15 protein-coding genes are annotated in these 14,590 nt (G+C 71.1%); 8 read left to right on the forward strand and 7 right to left on the reverse strand.

What is annotated here, in order from left to right; genetic code table 11:
* Positions 1 to 114 precede the first annotated feature (114 nt).
* Together erpA and Sru01_RS05100 are read left to right on the forward strand one after the other, a co-directional pair.
* Positions 115 to 468 (forward strand): iron-sulfur cluster insertion protein ErpA, encoded by a 354-nt coding sequence (erpA, locus tag Sru01_RS05095; RefSeq protein WP_203982667.1) that lies wholly within the window; start codon positions 115 to 117, stop codon positions 466 to 468.
* A 331-nt stretch (positions 469 to 799) separates the two neighbouring features.
* A complete protein-coding gene (locus tag Sru01_RS05100; protein WP_203982668.1) occupies positions 800 to 1,786 on the forward strand; it encodes a carbohydrate kinase family protein in 987 nt (328 codons plus the stop codon).
* A 73-nt stretch (positions 1,787 to 1,859) separates the two neighbouring features.
* On the opposite strand, the gene Sru01_RS36520 is transcribed toward Sru01_RS05100, so the two are convergent.
* Both Sru01_RS36520 and Sru01_RS05110 read right to left on the reverse strand, forming a co-directional pair.
* A complete protein-coding gene (locus tag Sru01_RS36520) occupies positions 1,860 to 2,207 on the reverse strand; it encodes a sulfurtransferase TusA family protein (protein ID WP_373869485.1) in 348 nt (115 codons plus the stop codon).
* Positions 2,208 to 2,225: 18 nt separating this feature from the next.
* Positions 2,226 to 3,362 (reverse strand): cysteine desulfurase family protein, encoded by a 1,137-nt coding sequence (locus tag Sru01_RS05110; protein ID WP_203982669.1) that lies wholly within the window; start codon positions 3,360 to 3,362, stop codon positions 2,226 to 2,228.
* Positions 3,363 to 3,625: 263 nt separating this feature from the next.
* Here Sru01_RS05110 and ctaC point away from each other — a divergent pair, with 263 nt between their 5' ends.
* From ctaC to Sru01_RS05130, 4 genes are all read left to right on the forward strand, one after another.
* Entirely contained in the window at positions 3,626 to 4,369 is a 744-nt protein-coding gene (ctaC, locus tag Sru01_RS05115) for an aa3-type cytochrome oxidase subunit II (protein WP_203982762.1), read from the forward strand.
* Positions 4,366 to 6,036 (forward strand): aa3-type cytochrome oxidase subunit I, encoded by a 1,671-nt coding sequence (gene ctaD / locus Sru01_RS05120; protein WP_373869486.1) that lies wholly within the window; start codon positions 4,366 to 4,368, stop codon positions 6,034 to 6,036. Before ctaC ends, ctaD begins: the two co-directional genes overlap by 4 nt.
* Positions 6,033 to 6,428 (forward strand): cytochrome c oxidase subunit 4, encoded by a 396-nt coding sequence (locus Sru01_RS05125; RefSeq protein ID WP_203982670.1) that lies wholly within the window; start codon positions 6,033 to 6,035, stop codon positions 6,426 to 6,428. Before ctaD ends, Sru01_RS05125 begins: the two co-directional genes overlap by 4 nt.
* Positions 6,429 to 6,592: 164 nt before the next feature.
* The gene (locus tag Sru01_RS05130; RefSeq protein ID WP_239136931.1) at positions 6,593 to 7,867 is read left to right on the forward strand and encodes a L,D-transpeptidase; all 1,275 of its coding nucleotides are present in this window, start codon (positions 6,593 to 6,595) and stop codon (positions 7,865 to 7,867) included.
* 184 nt (positions 7,868 to 8,051) lie between these two features.
* Here Sru01_RS05130 and qcrB read toward each other — a convergent pair whose 3' ends face one another.
* From qcrB to ctaE, 4 genes are read right to left on the reverse strand one after another with little or no spacing between them, the layout of a single operon-like run.
* On the reverse strand, positions 8,052 to 9,719 hold the full coding sequence (gene qcrB / locus Sru01_RS05135) for a cytochrome bc1 complex cytochrome b subunit (protein WP_203982671.1): 1,668 nt from the start codon (positions 9,717 to 9,719) through the stop codon (positions 8,052 to 8,054).
* Positions 9,716 to 10,831, reverse strand: coding sequence for a cytochrome bc1 complex Rieske iron-sulfur subunit (gene qcrA, locus Sru01_RS05140; protein ID WP_203982672.1), 1,116 nt, complete (start codon positions 10,829 to 10,831; stop codon positions 9,716 to 9,718). The genes qcrB and qcrA overlap by 4 nt, the downstream gene beginning before the upstream one ends.
* Positions 10,824 to 11,654 (reverse strand): cytochrome bc1 complex diheme cytochrome c subunit, encoded by an 831-nt coding sequence (gene qcrC / locus Sru01_RS05145; RefSeq protein ID WP_203982673.1) that lies wholly within the window; start codon positions 11,652 to 11,654, stop codon positions 10,824 to 10,826. The genes qcrA and qcrC overlap by 8 nt, the downstream gene beginning before the upstream one ends.
* Before the next feature lie 17 nt (positions 11,655 to 11,671).
* The gene (gene ctaE / locus Sru01_RS05150; protein ID WP_203982674.1) at positions 11,672 to 12,298 is read right to left on the reverse strand and encodes an aa3-type cytochrome oxidase subunit III; all 627 of its coding nucleotides are present in this window, start codon (positions 12,296 to 12,298) and stop codon (positions 11,672 to 11,674) included.
* 182 nt (positions 12,299 to 12,480) lie between these two features.
* On the opposite strand from ctaE, the gene Sru01_RS05155 reads away from it, so the two are divergent.
* Together Sru01_RS05155 and trpD are read left to right on the forward strand one after the other, a co-directional pair.
* On the forward strand, positions 12,481 to 12,879 hold the full coding sequence (locus tag Sru01_RS05155; protein WP_203982765.1) for a response regulator transcription factor: 399 nt from the start codon (positions 12,481 to 12,483) through the stop codon (positions 12,877 to 12,879).
* A 152-nt stretch (positions 12,880 to 13,031) separates the two neighbouring features.
* Entirely contained in the window at positions 13,032 to 14,105 is a 1,074-nt protein-coding gene (gene trpD / locus Sru01_RS05160; protein ID WP_203982675.1) for an anthranilate phosphoribosyltransferase, read from the forward strand.
* Between the two features lie 66 nt (positions 14,106 to 14,171).
* Here trpD and Sru01_RS05165 read toward each other — a convergent pair whose 3' ends face one another.
* Positions 14,172 to 14,459, reverse strand: a complete 288-nt coding sequence (locus Sru01_RS05165) for an Lrp/AsnC family transcriptional regulator (RefSeq protein ID WP_203982676.1) — start codon at positions 14,457 to 14,459, stop codon at positions 14,172 to 14,174.
* Positions 14,460 to 14,590: the final 131 nt, after the last annotated feature.

Here is a 14,590-nt window from a genome sequence, read left to right on the forward strand (position 1 = left end):
CGCTCCCTGAGACAGGAATGTGTAGCGGTGCCCGGGTGTTGGTAGCGTCTGAATGAGACCTCAGACCAAGGCCTCCGCCTGTGAGGGGCGCCGGGGCAGACGGGGAGTCAGCACATGACGGTTGAGAGCAGCGAGACCACGCAGCAGGGTCTGATCCTGACCGACGCGGCGGCGGCCAAGGTCCGCAGCCTGCTCGAGCAGCAGGGCGAAGAGGGCCTGCAGCTGCGCGTCGCCGTGCAGCCCGGTGGTTGTTCGGGCCTTCGCTACCAGCTCTTCTTCGACGACCGCTCGATGGACGGCGACGTGGTCGCCGACTTCGGCGGCGTCAGCGTCGTCACCGACCGGATGAGCGCGCCCTACCTGACGGGGGCCACGGTCGACTTCGTCGACACCATCGAGAAGCAGGGCTTCACGATCGACAACCCGAACGCCACGGGCTCCTGCGCCTGCGGCGACTCGTTCAACTAGCCGGCGACCGCCGGCCGGGCGCCCCGGCCGGCCGGAACGGCACACCCCGCTCACGCGATCTCCATGCCGGGCGGGGTGTTCGTCATGTCCACGGGTACTTCGATGTCGCGCGGGGGAGGGGTCCGGCCGGCAGGTCACCGGCCTGGTAGGGGGCACCGCCACCCCGCCGCCGACGCGCAGGCGGCCGTCCGGGCCGGGTGCCCGAGGCCGGCGCGGCGGCCGATCCGCGGCGGCGCGGCGGGCCCGTCCCCAGTGTTCCTCGAGCATCCGTCCAGCCCCGGTGCCGTAGGCTTGGCAGCTCATTCGATGCTGACAACGAGGAGAGCACCCCGTGCGCATCGCCGTCACCGGCTCCATCGCCACCGACCATCTGATGACCTTCCCCGGCAGTTTCGGGGACCAGCTCATCGACGAGCAGCTCGACCGCGTGTCGCTGTCGTTCCTCGTCGACGACCTGCAGATCCGGCGGGGCGGCTGTGCCGCCAACATCGCCTTCGGCATGGGCTGCCTGGGCCTGACGCCGATCCTGGTCGGGTCGGTCGGGACCGACTTCGCCGACTACCGCTCCTGGCTGGAGCGGCACAACGTCGACTGCCACTCGGTGCGCGTGTCGGAGATCCACCACACCGCGCGCTTCCTGTGCACCACCGACGCCCACCACAACCAGATCGCCTCCTTCTACACCGGTGCCATGGCCGAGGCCCGCGAGATCGAGCTGCGACCGGTGGCCGAGCGGGTGGGCGGGCTGGACCTGGTCCTGATCAGCGCCAACGACCCCGACGCCATGCTCCGGCACACCGAGGAGTGCGCCCAGCGCGGCATCCCGTTCGCCGCCGACACCTCCCAGCAGCTGGCCAGGATGGGCGGCGAGGACATCTCCCGGCTGATCGACGGCGCGGCCTACCTCTTCTCCAACGACTACGAGAAGGCCCTGGTCGAGCAGAAGACCGGCTGGTCGGACGAGGAGGTGCTGTCCCGCGTCGGCGTCCGGGTCACCACCCTCGGGCCCAAGGGCGCCCGCATCGACCGGCGCGGCGAGCCCTCGCTGCACATCCCGCCGACCCCCGAGCTCGCCAAGGCCGACCCGACCGGTGTCGGCGACGCGTTCCGCGCGGGTTTCCTTGCCGCGCTGTCGTGGGGGCTGTCCCTGGAGCGCTGCGGCCAGCTCGGCAACCTGGTGGCCACGCACGTTCTCGAGCACGTCGGCGGGCAGGAGTACGAGCTGGGCCGGGAACGGCTGCTGTCGAGGTTCGCCGCGGCCTACGGAGCGGACGCCGCCGCGGAGATCGAGCCGCACGTCCGCTGCCCGCACCCCTGAGCGACCGGCCGCCGCGCCCGCCACGGGCCCGGCGGCCGTACCCGCCGGCCGGCGGGCGGCGAGCCGGGCGGGGTCAGTAGTTGCGCCGCACGTGGATGGCCCAGCCGCCGCCGGGCAGCTCGAAGGTGCCGGCGTGGTGGTGCGACTTCAGCCGGCACCAGGCCGGCACGTCGGTGAACGCGGCCGGGTCGTCGGCGAGCACCGCCACCGTCGCGCCCAGCGCCACCTCGTTGATCCGCTCGGCCAGCATGATGATCGGGATGGGGCACTTGCGCCCCAGCGCGTCGACGGTCAGCTCGACCGGCGGCACCTCGACCGGCGGCACCTCGACCGGCGGCACCTCGACCGGCGGCACCTCGGCCGGCCGCTCCGGCCCGGCGCCCGGCGGCGGCGCGGCCGGCTCGCGGCGGTGGCGGCTCACGCCCGCCCCCGCGCCGGCTCAGGACGGCGCGCCCACGCTCGCCCGGATGCGCCGGACCACCTCCGGCAGCACCGCCAGGAAGCGGTCGACGTCCGCGCCGGCGGCGTCCCTGGGCAGCGAGACCCTGACATTGCCATGCGTGAGCACTCCCATCGCCTCGAGCACGTGCGATGGTCGTAGCGTACTAGCCGTGCACGAGCTGCCGGAGGAGACCGCGAAGCCCGCCCGGTCCAGCTCGGCCAGTATCTCCTCACCCGGCACGTAGAGGCAGGAGAAGGTGACGAGGTGCGGGGCCCGCTCCACCGGCTCGCCGACCACCTCGACGTCGGGCACCAGGCGGGGCACCTCGGCGCGGATCCGGTCCACCAGCGCCGACAGCCGGGCGCTCTCCTCCCGCGCGGCCGCGGCGCGCGCCCGCAGCGCGGCGACCGCCGCCACCACGGCCGGCACGTTCTCGAACCCCGGCACCCGGCGGCGCTCCCGGTCGTCCTCCGGCAGCGTGGAACGCCACCGGGTGCCCTTGCGCACGGCCAGCAGCCCGACGCCGGCCGGGCCGCCCCACTTGTGCGCGCTGCCGGCCAGCACCGACCAGCCCGGCGGCACCGGCAGCCGGCCGAGCGTCTGGGCGGCGTCCACCAGCAGCGGGACCCCGGCCTCCCGGCAGGCCAGGGCGGCCTCCGCGACCGGTTGCAGCGTGCCGACCTCGTGGTTGGCGGTCTGCAGGCAGGCCAGCGCGGTCCCTTCGCCTGCCACCGCCGCGGCGAACGCGGCGGCGTCCACCCGGCCGGTGCGGCCGACCTGCACGGTCTCCACCGTGCCGCCGGCGTCCTGGTGGGCGCGGGCGGCGTGCAGCACGCTGGAGTGCTCGACGGCCGAGACGACCAGGCGGCGGCCGGCCCGGCGGCGCCCGGCCAGCGTGCCGAGCACGCCGAGGTGGACCGCCTGGGTGCCCGAGGCGGTGAACGAGACCTCGTCCGGGCGCGCGCCGATCACCTCGGCGGCCTGCTCGCGGGCCTGCTCCAGCAGCAGCCGGGCGCGCCGGGCCGCGCCGTACAGGCGCGCGGGGTCGGCGAACCCGGCGTCCAGCGTCGCGACGAGGGCCTCGCGGGCGGCCGGATGCAGCGGCTCGGTGGAGGCCGCGTCGAAGTACGCCATCCGCTCATGCTGCCACCTGGGCACCGCCCGGCCCCGCCGGGGTGGCGGCCGGACGCGGCGCGGCGTTGCCGGGGGCTGAGAAGGAGGGCGGCGCCCTTCCGCGCTAATGTGTCCCCCAGCGTGACGTGAGACAACCAAGAGCGCGTACATCGTGAATCTGGAAACGATCGCCCGGGAGGCAGACTCTTGGGCTTCAACTGTGGGGTAGGCGATCCGTGAGTCCGACCCGCCGTTCTGCACGGCGTCCGTTGGCCCGCCGCGGCATGCCGCGCGCCGCCGCTCTGGCGGCGCTTTTGGCGTCCGTGACGGCGTGTGGCGGCCCAGGCACGTGGTCTCGTGGCGGTATGCCGGAGGGCGTGACCAAAGAGGCTGACATCATCCAGAACCTGTGGAACGGTGCCTGGATCGCCGCTCTCGCGGTCGGTGTGGTGGTCTGGGGCCTGATCCTGTGGGCCTGCGCATTCCACCGCAAGCGCAAGAACAGCCCGGACGCGCTGCCGCCCCAGGTGCGCTACAACCTGCCGATCGAGATCCTCTACACCACGATTCCGATCATCATGGTGGCGGTGTTCTTCTTCTTCACCGCCCGGGACGAGAACGCCATCGTGAAGGTGGCGGGCACCCCGGACGTGAAGGTCCAGGTCGAGGGCTTCCAGTGGAGCTGGCGCTTCACCAGCGAGTACAACGGCAAGACCGTCCGGGTCTCCGGCACCCCCGAGCAGAAGCCGGTACTGGTGCTGCCGATCGAGAAGAAGGTCCGCTTCGACCTGGTCTCTCCGGACGTGGTGCACTCGTTCTGGGTCCCGGCGTTCCTGTTCAAGCGGGACGTCATCCCCGGCGCCAAGAACGTCTTCGACATCAACACCCTGAACAGGCCGGGCGAGTTCGCCGGGCGCTGCGCCGAGCTGTGCGGCGTCGACCACAGCCGGATGCTCTTCACGGTGAAGCTCGTGCCGCAGGCCGAGTACGACCAATACGTCAACAGCCAGGCGGGGAGTGCCCAGTGACCGCCATCGAACAACCCTCCATCCCGGACGTCGCCCGCCGGCAGGCTCGCAAGGGCACCGTCGCCGCCCGATGGCTGTCCTCCACCGACCACAAGATCATCGGTCACCTGTACCTGATCACCTCGTTCGTGTTCTTCCTGATCGGCGGCGTGATGGCGCTGATCATCCGGGCCGAGCTGGCCCAGCCGGGGCTGCAGTTCACCAGCAACGAGCAGTACAACCAGCTGTTCACCATGCACGGCACGATCATGCTGCTGATGTTCGCGACGCCGCTGTTCGCCGGCTTCGCCAACGAGCTGATGCCGCTGCAGATCGGCGCCCCGGACGTGGCGTTCCCGCGGCTGAACATGGTCAGCTACTGGTTCTTCCTGTTCGGCAGCACGATCGCCGTCTCCGGCTTCTTCACCCCGGGCGGCGCCCCCGCGTTCGGCTGGACCGCCTACACCCCGCTGTCGGACTCGGTGTACTCGCCCGGCATCGGCGCGGACCTGTGGATCATGGGCCTGTCGATGTCCGGCATCGGCACCATCCTGGGCGCGGTGAACTTCATCACCACGATCATCACCATGCGGGCGCCCGGCATGACGATGTTCCGGATGCCGATCTTCACGTGGAACGTCCTGCTCACCAGCATCCTGGTGCTGCTGGCCTTCCCGGTGCTGGCCGCCGCGCTGCTGGCCCTGGAGGCCGACCGCCGGCTCGGCGCGCACATCTTCGCCTCCGAGACCGGCGGGGCGGTGCTGTGGCAGCACCTGTTCTGGTTCTTCGGCCATCCCGAGGTGTACATCATCGCGCTGCCGTTCTTCGGGATCATCACCGAGGTGCTGCCGGTGTTCAGCCGCAAGCCGGTGTTCGGCTACATCAGCCTCATCGGCGCCACCATCGCCATCGCCGGGCTGTCGGCGGCGGTGTGGGCGCACCACATGTTCGTCACCGGCCAGGTGCTGCTGCCGTTCTTCTCCTTCATGACGTTCCTCATCGCGGTGCCCACCGGGGTGAAGTTCTTCAACTGGATCGGCACGATGTGGCGCGGCCACATCACCTTCGCCTCGCCGATGCTGTTCGCGGTCGGGTTCCTGGTCACCTTCCTGTTCGGCGGCCTGACCGGCATCATCCTGGCCTCGCCGCCGCTGGACTTCCAGGTCAGCGACTCCTACTTCGTGGTGGCGCACTTCCACTACGTGGTCTTCGGCACCGTGGTGTTCGCGATGTTCGCCGGGTTCTACTTCTGGTGGCCCAAGTTCACCGGCACCATGCTGAGCGACCGGCTGGGCAAGTGGCACTTCTGGCTGCTGTTCATCGGCTTCCACACCACCTTCCTGGTGCAGCACTGGCTGGGGTCGGAGGGCTTCCCGCGCCGCTACGCCGACTACTCGGCGTTCGACCGGTTCACCGACCTCAACGTGGTGTCGTCGATCGGCGCGTTCGTCCTCGGCGCCTCGACCCTGCCGTTCCTGTACAACGTCTGGAAGACCGCGCGGACCGCGCCGAAGGTCACCGTGGACGACCCGTGGGGCTTCGGCAACTCGCTGGAGTGGGCGACGTCCTGCCCGCCGCCCCGGCACAACTTCACCAGGCTGCCGCGCATCCGGTCCGAGCGCCCGGCCTTCGACCTGAAGAACCCGCACCGCCTGGTGCCGGCCGATGAGCTGGAGGGGCCCCGATGAGGATCCAGGGCTGGATGTTCCTACTCGTGGGCATCTTCTTCGCCGCGGTCGACCTGGTCTACTGGTTCTGGTCCAAGGAGCCGACCGGCACCACCGCGCTGGCCATCTCGGTCGGCCTGGCGCTGATGATCGGCTACTACCTGCTGTTCACCGCGCGCCGCATCGGCGAGCAGCCGGAGGACCGCAAGGACGCCGAGATCAGCGACGGCGCCGGCGAGCTCGGCTTCTTCAGCCCGTCGAGCTGGTGGCCGCTGTTCCTCGGCCTGGCCGTGGCGTTCATGACCGTCGGCTTCGTCATCGGCTGGTGGATGTTCCTGATCGGGGCGTTCGCCATCGTCATGGCCGCGGTCGGCTTCGTCTTCCAGTACTACCGGGGGCATTTCACCCACTGACCGGCCGGCCCGGGGCACCCCCGCCCCGGTGACAGGCCACCGTGCCGCCCGCTTCGCATTTTGGCAGGTCGTTGCGTCCTATCTCCTTACGGAGAGTACCCGTTACCCGCTAAACGGGTAATAACTCACAAGAGTGATCCATCACCGACGGGGGGAGTGGTCACGTGGGACGCATCGAGATCCGGGTGATCGCCCTAGGCACCGCGACACTGGCCCTGCTGCTCCCGGCCGCCGGGTGCGGCGGTTCCGGCCGCCCGCGAGACGGTGCGGCCGATCGGCCGGGCGTGGCGGTGGACGTCTTCCCGGCCCCTGGAGCCGCCCAGGTGGCCCCCGAGCTGCCGGTGATGGTGGGTGTGGCCGGTGGCGTGCTGCGGAGCGTCTCGGTGCGCTCGGCGTCCCATGACGTGCCGCTGGCCGGCGTCTACAGTGCCGACCGCACCCGGTGGCGCAGCCGGCGGGCGATGATCCCGGGGGAGACCTACCGGGTCACCGTGGCCGCGGTGGACCCCGACGGGCGGATCAGGAACCTCAGCGGCGAGTTCACCACGATCAAGGCCGCCCAGTTGTTCGCGCTGGACCGGATCCTGCCGAACAAGGAGATGACCGGCCTCACCGTGGGCGTGGGCATGCCGATCATGCTGACCTTCGACCGCCCGATCGCCGACCGCGTCTCGGTGGAGCGCAGCCTGCAGGTGCAGGCCTCCCGGCCGGTGGAGGGCGCCTGGCACTGGCTGGACGAGAAGTCGGTGGCCTTCCGGCCGCGAAAGTACTGGCCGGCGCACACCCAGGTCCGGCTGGTGGCCCAGCTGGCCGGGGTGCGCGGCGGCCCGGGCAGCTACGGCGCCCAGGACTACGTCCGCGACTTCACGGTCGGGCGCAGCCAGATCAGCCACGCCGACACCGTCTCGCACCACATGACGGTCAAGCGGAACGGCCGGGTGATCCGCACGGTGCCGATCAGCGCCGGCGAGGGCGGCGACTGGCGGCACTACACGACCAGCGGCGTCCACCTGGCGATGTCCCGCGAGGACGTCACCACGATGACCAACCCGGACGCCGGGCCGGGCAGCGCCGGGTACTACAGCCTCACGGTGTACGACACGGTGCGGATCTCCGACACCGGCGAGTACATCCATGGCGCCCCCTGGTCGGTGGGGTCGCAGGGCAACGCCAACGTCAGCCACGGCTGCGTGAACGTCAGCCCGGAGAACGCCAAGTGGTTCAAGGAGACCACGCTGATCGGCGATCCGATCATCGTCAGCGGCACCCCGCGCCGGCTCGATCCGGGCAACGGCTGGGGCTACTGGCAGGAGAACTGGAAGCAGTGGCTGCGTTGGAGCGGGCTGCGCGGCGCGATCACCACCGAGCCGCTGGCCGGCCGTCCGCCCGCCGAGCACCGCATCGCCGCGCCCACGCCGCCCCGCAAGGTGCCGTCCTGACCCTGCCGCCACGCCGCCACGGCGCCACGGCGGCCACGGCGGCCACGGCGGCCACGGCGGCCACGGCGGCGCGGCCGGCTCGCGCCGGCTGGACGGCCGGCGTAACGGGCGGGGGATGGGGCCGGGAACGCGAAGGGCCCGGGCGCGTGACGCGCCCGGGCCCCGCACCGTCCGGTGACCGGCCTCAGTGGCCGATCGACTTGCGGTCGCCCGCGCCCACCTCGGCGGGCGCGTGGTGCCCGTTCCCGTCGTGGTGGCCGTCGTGGTGACCGTTGTGCGCCTCGTCCAGCGAGATGGACTCGGTGTCGGCGGCGTACGCCCGGCTCATCTTGGCGCGGAGCCGGCCGAGCGGGGTGCGCATCGCCTTGGGCGGCACGCCGTCGCCGTCCGGGCCGGCCGCGATGGCCGGGATCTCCTTCTTGCCGCGGACGTGCGCCGCGATGTCGTCGGCCGGCGGCACGTGGACCTCGATGTACTCGCCGTGCGGCAGCCGCTTGATCACTCCGGACTCCACCCCGTGGGACAGCACCGCCTGGTCGTTGCGCTGCAGGCCCAGGCAGATCCGGTAGGTGATCCAGTAGGCCAGCGCCGGCCCGAGGAAGATGGCGAACCGGCCGAAGATGGTCGTCTGGTAGAGCGAGATGTGGAACTTGGCGGAGATCCAGTCGTTGGCGCCGAGCAGCCACAGCAGGCCGTAGAACGTGATCGACGCGATGCCGATCGCGGTGCGGTGCGGGTTGTTGCGCGGGCGGTCGCACAGGTGGTGCTCGCTGTTGTCGCCGGTGACCCAGCGTTCGACGAACGGGTACAGCGCGAGCCCCGTCATGATCAGGCCGAGCGGCAGCAACGCCGGGATGAGCACGCTCATCGGGAGGGTGTAGCCCAGGAAGTTGATCTCCCAGGACGGCATCAGCCGCAGCGAGCCCTCCAGGAAGCCCATGTAGAAGTCGGGCTGCGAGCCTGCCGAGATGTCCGCCGGGCTGTACGGCCCGAACAGCCAGATCGGGTTGATCTGGGCGAAGGTGCCGAGCAGCGCGAGCACCCCGAAGGTGAACAGGAAGTAGGCACCCGACTTGAGCATGAACGACGGGTAGAACGGCGCGCCCACCACGTTGCTCTCGGTGCGGCCCTTGCCCGGCATCTGGGTGTGCTTCTGCACCCACATGAGGATCAGGTGCGCCGAGATCAGCGCGAGGAGCAGGCCCGGGATCAGCAGGATGTGGATGCTGTAGAACCGGGCGATGATGTCCTCGCCCGGATATTCGCCGCCGAACAGCAGGAACTGCAGGTAGGTGCCCACCAGCGGCAGAGACAGGATCACGCCCTGGGTGATGCGCAGGCCGGCGCCGGACAGCAGGTCGTCGGGCAGCGAGTAGCCGGTGAGGCCCTCGAGCAGCGCCAGGGTGAGCAGCAGCACACCGATCAGCCAGTTGAGCTCGCGCGGCTTGCGGTAGGCCCCGGTGAAGAACACCCGGAGCATGTGCACCATCATGCCCGCCACGAACAGCAGCGCCGCCCAGTGGTGGATCTGCCGGATGAGCAGCCCGCCGCGGACCTCGAAGCTGATGTGCAGCGCCGAGGCGTAGGCCTCCGACATGTGCACGCCGACCAGCGGCGCGTACGAGCCGTCGTAGGCCACCTCGGCCATTCCCGGCTTGAACCAGAACGTCAGGAACGTCCCGGTGAGCAGCAGGATGACGAACGAGTAGAGCGCGATCTCGCCGAGCAGGAACGACCAGTGGTCGGGGAACACCTTGCGCAGGTTGCGCTTGAGGAAGTTGCCCGCGCCGATGCGGTCGTCGATGAAGCTCGACGGCCCCGCGATCGCCTTCGGGACGGTTTCGAGGCTCACTTCTGCCCCCTCACTTCGGCTTCGGCGTCCCCGCGCTCCCAGAAGCTCGGGCCCACCGGCACGTTGAAGTCGCTCTGCGCGACCAGGTAGCCCTCGCCGTCGACCGCGATCGGCAGCTGGGGCAGGGGACGCGCCGCGGGACCGAAGATGACCTTCGCGCCGTCCGCCGCGTCGAACGTGGACTGGTGACACGGACAGAGGATGTGGTGCGTGGTCTGCTCGTACAGCGCCGCAGGGCAGCCCACGTGGGTGCAGATCTTAGAGTAGGCGACGATGCCATCATGGGTCCAATTGACATTGGTGCCCGATTTGATGTCCTCTGGCCGGAACTTGATGAGGATCAGCGTCGCCTTGGCCAGCGCGTTCAGATCGGTCTCGAAACCGTCCGGCACCACCGACAGGATGCCGCCGGGAGAGTTGAAGTCCGCCGCCCGGATGGGCTCGTTGGTGCCCTCGACCTTCAGCCGCATGCCCTTCTTCCACACCGTGTGGCGCAGTGCGGTCTTCGGCAGCGGGCCCATGTCCTTCAGCAGCACCAGCGGCAGCAGGCCGAGCGGCGCCGCGGCCAGCAGCAGGGTGCGGCGCAGCATCTTGTGCTTGACGAAGCCGCTCTCGTCGGCGCCGCGCAGGAAGGTCTCGGAGATCTCCTCGCGTACCGGGGCGTCGGTGCTCATCGAGTGCCGCTGCTGCACCAGGTTGTACTTGGGCATGATCAGCCGCACCCACACCACCAGGCCGGCGGCCAGGCTCAGCAGCGCGACGGTCAGCGAGCCGCCCAGCGCCAGGTTGGACGTCTGGGTGCGGGTGATGTCGCCCACCTGGAAGATCACGTACGAGGCGACGAAGGCCACCGCGGCCAGGAAGGCCACCACGAACAGCAGTGAGGCGATGCGCTCACCCTTGCGGGCCGTCGCCGCGTCCGGGAACTTGACCGCCTTGCCGGTGATCGGCTCCTGCGCGCCCGCCGGCTCGCCGGCGGCCGAGCCGTGGCCGTCGCCGCGCGGCGGGGCCTGCGTGCCGAGCATGGACCGCTGGGCGGCCGGGGCCGGGGTGCCGATGACGCGCCGCGGCACGCGCTCTTCTTCCGGGGTCTCGTGCGGGTTCTCAGTCATGGTTGACCTGACGCTTCTTCGCGGTGATCCAGATGGCGGCGAGGACGAGGAGGCTGATGCCGGCGATCCACGCGACCAGGCCCTCGGTCACCGGGCCGATCCGGCCGAGGCCGCTGCCGCCCGGGTCCGGCTGCTCGCGGACGCTCACGATGTAGGCGATCATGTCGCGCTTCTGCTCGGGCGTGATCGTGGTGTCGTTGAAGACCGGCATCGCCTGCGGGCCGGTGGCCATCGCCTCGTAGATCTGGGTGGGGGTGGCCGGGTTCAGCGGAGGCGCGTACTTGCCGTAGGTGAGGCCGCCGCCGGAGCCGACGAAGTTGTGGCACTGGATGCAGTTCGCCCGGAACAGCTCGCCGCCCTTGGCCGGGTCGCCCTTGGCCGGGTCGACCGACTCCAGCGACGGCTTGGTCGGCCCGCCGCCGAGCGACTGCACGTACGCCGCGAGCTGGCGGACGGTGTCGGGGTTGACCCACTCCGGCGCGCGCTTGCGGGGGGCCTGCGGACCGGGGTTGGCCAGCGGCATGCGGCCGCTGGACACCTGGAAGTCGACGGCCGCGGCGCCCACGCCGATGAGACTCGGGCCCGAGGCGGTGCCCGGCTGCGAGGTGCCCTCGGCGTTGGGGCCGTGGCAGCTCGCGCAGTGCGCCGCGAACAGGTCCTTGCCCGCCGCGACGTCGTCCGCCCTACCGGAGGCGATCGCCGCGTCGGCCCGGTCGCCTCCGGGCGCGAGCAGGGCGTACACCCCTCCGAGGAGGCTCAGGGCCAGCAGGAGGACGGCATACCGCGCAAGTGGATGCCGCCTCCGTGCGGTGATCGAGTTCACCGATATCCTCGTTCCGATCATTTGATGATGTAGATGGTCGCGAAGAGGCCGATCCAGACCACGTCGACGAAGTGCCAGTAATAGGACACGACGATCGCGCTGGTCGCCTGCTCATGGGTGAAGCGCTTCGCGGCGTACGTGCGTCCCAGCATGAACAGGAACGCGATCAGGCCACCGGTCACGTGCAGGCCGTGGAAGCCCGTGGTGAGGTAGAAGACCGAGCCGTAGGCGTTGGAGGACAGGGTGACGCCCTCCTCCACCAGCTTGTGGTACTCGAACAGCTGCCCGCCGACGAACCAGGCGCCCATCAGGAAGCTGACGATGTACCAGAAGCGGAGCTTCTTGACCTGGCCCTTCTCGGCGGCCCACACGCCCAGCTGGCACGTCACACTCGACAGGACCAGGACGATCGTGTTGACCAGGGCGAAGGGGACGTCGAGCTCGACGCCCTCGGGCATCGTGGGCCAGGCCTTGCCCTGGCCGAGGCTGACCGACCGGATGGTGAAGTACATCGCGAACAGCGCCGCGAAGAACATGAGCTCAGAGGACAGCCAGACGATCGTCCCGACGCTGACCAGGTTCGGCCGGCGGGACGAGGGGGCTGTCGTCGTCGTTATTGCGGATGCTGTCGCCACGCCCAGCATTATTGCGGCTCTGTGGGCCGGGTCGCCGCACGACCCCCCGTTAGCGGCCCGGCCCCCCTCGGTAAAGCCGACATAAGCCCGCAACCGCGGCAAGTGTGGCTGGTCTGGGATTCCGCCGGCGGGGACCGGTAGCATCCGTGGTGACCATACCTCGTCAATCGATAGTGAGCGCGACCGTGAGCATGAGGGTTCTCGTCTACAGCGACGACGCAAGCACCCGGGAGAAGGTGCGGCTGGCGATCGGGCGGCGCCCGGCGGCCGACGTGCCCGTCGTGGAGATCGTCGAGTGCGCGACCCAGCCGGCCGCGGTCAAGTGGCTCGACTCCGGCGAGATCGACGTGGCGGTGCTCGACGGCGAGGCGGCCCCGGCCGGCGGCATGGGCATCTGCCGCCAGGCCAAGGACGAGGTCTACGACTGCCCGCCGGTCTGCCTGATCATCGGGCGGCGGGACGACCGATGGCTCGCCGAGTGGTCCCGGGCCGACGCCGTCGTCGCCCAGCCGCTGGACCCGATGGCGCTCGCCGAGGCCGTCGCCGGCCTGATGCGCCGCCGTGGGGAGACCCGGCTGACCGCCGGCTGAGCGGCGCCGCCCCTCTCCGCAGGGCGGTGCCCGGTGCCGGCGGGCCGTCCGTCCCGCCCGGCCTATCCGCCGGCCGGCCCGCGGCCGCGGGCCGGTCCGTTCTCGCTCCACCCGCACATCCACCGACCCCCCCTCCACCGACCGGAGTCTCCATGGACGCGCGCACCACCTGGCCCGCGCTGCTCACCGCCCTGGTCAGCGGTGAGCACCTGACCGCCGACGAGACCGGCTGGGCGATGAGCGAGATCATGTCCGGCAACGCGACGCAGGCGCAGATCGCCGCCTTCGCCATCGCGCTGAAGGCCAAGGGCGAGACCGTCGCCGAGGTTCTCGGGCTGGCGCGCACCATGCTCGATCTGGCCACCCCGCTGACCGTGGCCGGGCCGACGGTCGACATCGTGGGCACCGGCGGCGACCGCGCGCACACCGTCAACGTCTCCACCATGGCGGCGATCGTCGCGGCGGGCGCCGGGGCCCGGGTCGTCAAGCACGGAAACCGCTCGGCGTCATCCTCGGTCGGCGCCGCCGACGTGCTGGAGCACCTCGGGGTGACCTTGAACCTGCCGCCGGAGGTCACCGCGCGGATGGCCGTCGAGGCGGGCATCGCGTTCTGCTTCGCGCCGGTCTACCACCCGGCGCTGCGCTTCGCCGGTCCGGTCCGCAAGGAGATCGGCGTCCCGACGTTCTTCAACTTCCTCGGCCCGCTGGCCAATCCGGCCCGGCCCTCCGCGCAGGCCATCGGGGTGTACGACGCGCGCATGCTGCCGGTGGTGGCCGGCGTCTTCGCCGAGCGGGGCGTGTCGGCGCTGGTGTTCCGGGGCGACGACGGGCTGGACGAGCTGTCCACGGCCACCACCTCCACCGTGTGGGTCGTCCGGGACGGCACGGCGGTCGAGACGGTCTTCGACCCGCTGGACATCGACGTCCCGCGCTCCGACCCGGCGGCGCTGCGCGGCGGTGACGTGGAGTTCAACGCGCGCGCGGTGCGCGAGCTGGTCGAGGGCAGGACGGGCCCGGTGCGCGACGCCGTGCTGCTGAACGCCGCCGCCGCGCTGGTCAGCCTGGAGACCCGCCCGGCCGCTCCGGACGCCGGCCCGCCCGGCGAGGCGCTGGTCGCCGCGATGCGGCGCGGCTACGCCCGGGCCGCCGAGGCGGTCGACTCCGGCCGCGCCGCCGAGACCCTGGACCGCTGGGTCGAGCTCAGCCGCGCCCACCGCCCGGCCTGACCGCGCACCGCCCGGCCCGATCGAGGCCCCGCCCGGCCTGGCGGGGCCGTCCCGGGGCCGACCGGCTCAGTCGGCCTCGGCGAAGCCGATGGAGAAGGCCGCGTCCAGGTCGTGCTTGGAGTAGGTGCGGAACGCCAGGTGGGTCTCGGTGGCGATGACGCCGGCCACCTTGTTGATGCGCCCGGGGATCACCTCGGCGATCTCCTCGTACCTCGGGACCCGGACCATGGCCACCAGGTCGTGGTCACCGGTGATCGAATACACCTCGCTGACCCGGTCGAGGTCCGCGATCGTCTGCGCGACCTCGGGGATCCGGTCGACCTCGGCCTTGATGTGCACGATCGCGGTGATCATGGGCGCTCTCTCCTTCGAGTACGGCTTGGCCAGACTCTAACCCTGCCCGCCTACCCCCCACCCATCGCCTCCGATCCCCGCGAGACCCGGCACCCCGGTCGCCGGAACGATCTCCGCGGCGTCGGATCGGG

Source organism: Sphaerisporangium rufum (genome assembly GCF_016863395.1).
Taxonomy (GTDB): Bacteria; Actinomycetota; Actinomycetes; order Streptosporangiales; family Streptosporangiaceae; genus Sphaerisporangium; species Sphaerisporangium rufum.

Excerpts from the sequence above, each read along its gene's own strand:
- erpA (WP_203982667.1), top strand. The coding sequence starts at position 115 with ATGACGGTTGAGAGCAGCGAGACCACGCAGCAGGGTCTGATCCTGACC.
- Sru01_RS05110 (WP_203982669.1), bottom strand. The coding sequence starts at position 3,362 with ATGGCGTACTTCGACGCGGCCTCCACCGAGCCGCTGCATCCGGCCGCC.
- ctaC (WP_203982762.1), top strand. The coding sequence starts at position 3,626 with ATGCCGCGCGCCGCCGCTCTGGCGGCGCTTTTGGCGTCCGTGACGGCG.
- Sru01_RS05125 (WP_203982670.1), top strand. The coding sequence starts at position 6,033 with ATGAGGATCCAGGGCTGGATGTTCCTACTCGTGGGCATCTTCTTCGCC.
- qcrA (WP_203982672.1), bottom strand. The coding sequence starts at position 10,831 with ATGACTGAGAACCCGCACGAGACCCCGGAAGAAGAGCGCGTGCCGCGG.
- ctaE (WP_203982674.1), bottom strand. The coding sequence starts at position 12,298 with ATGCTGGGCGTGGCGACAGCATCCGCAATAACGACGACGACAGCCCCC.
- Sru01_RS05155 (WP_203982765.1), top strand. The coding sequence starts at position 12,481 with ATGAGGGTTCTCGTCTACAGCGACGACGCAAGCACCCGGGAGAAGGTG.
- trpD (WP_203982675.1), top strand. The coding sequence starts at position 13,032 with ATGGACGCGCGCACCACCTGGCCCGCGCTGCTCACCGCCCTGGTCAGC.
- Sru01_RS05165 (WP_203982676.1), bottom strand. The coding sequence starts at position 14,459 with ATGATCACCGCGATCGTGCACATCAAGGCCGAGGTCGACCGGATCCCC.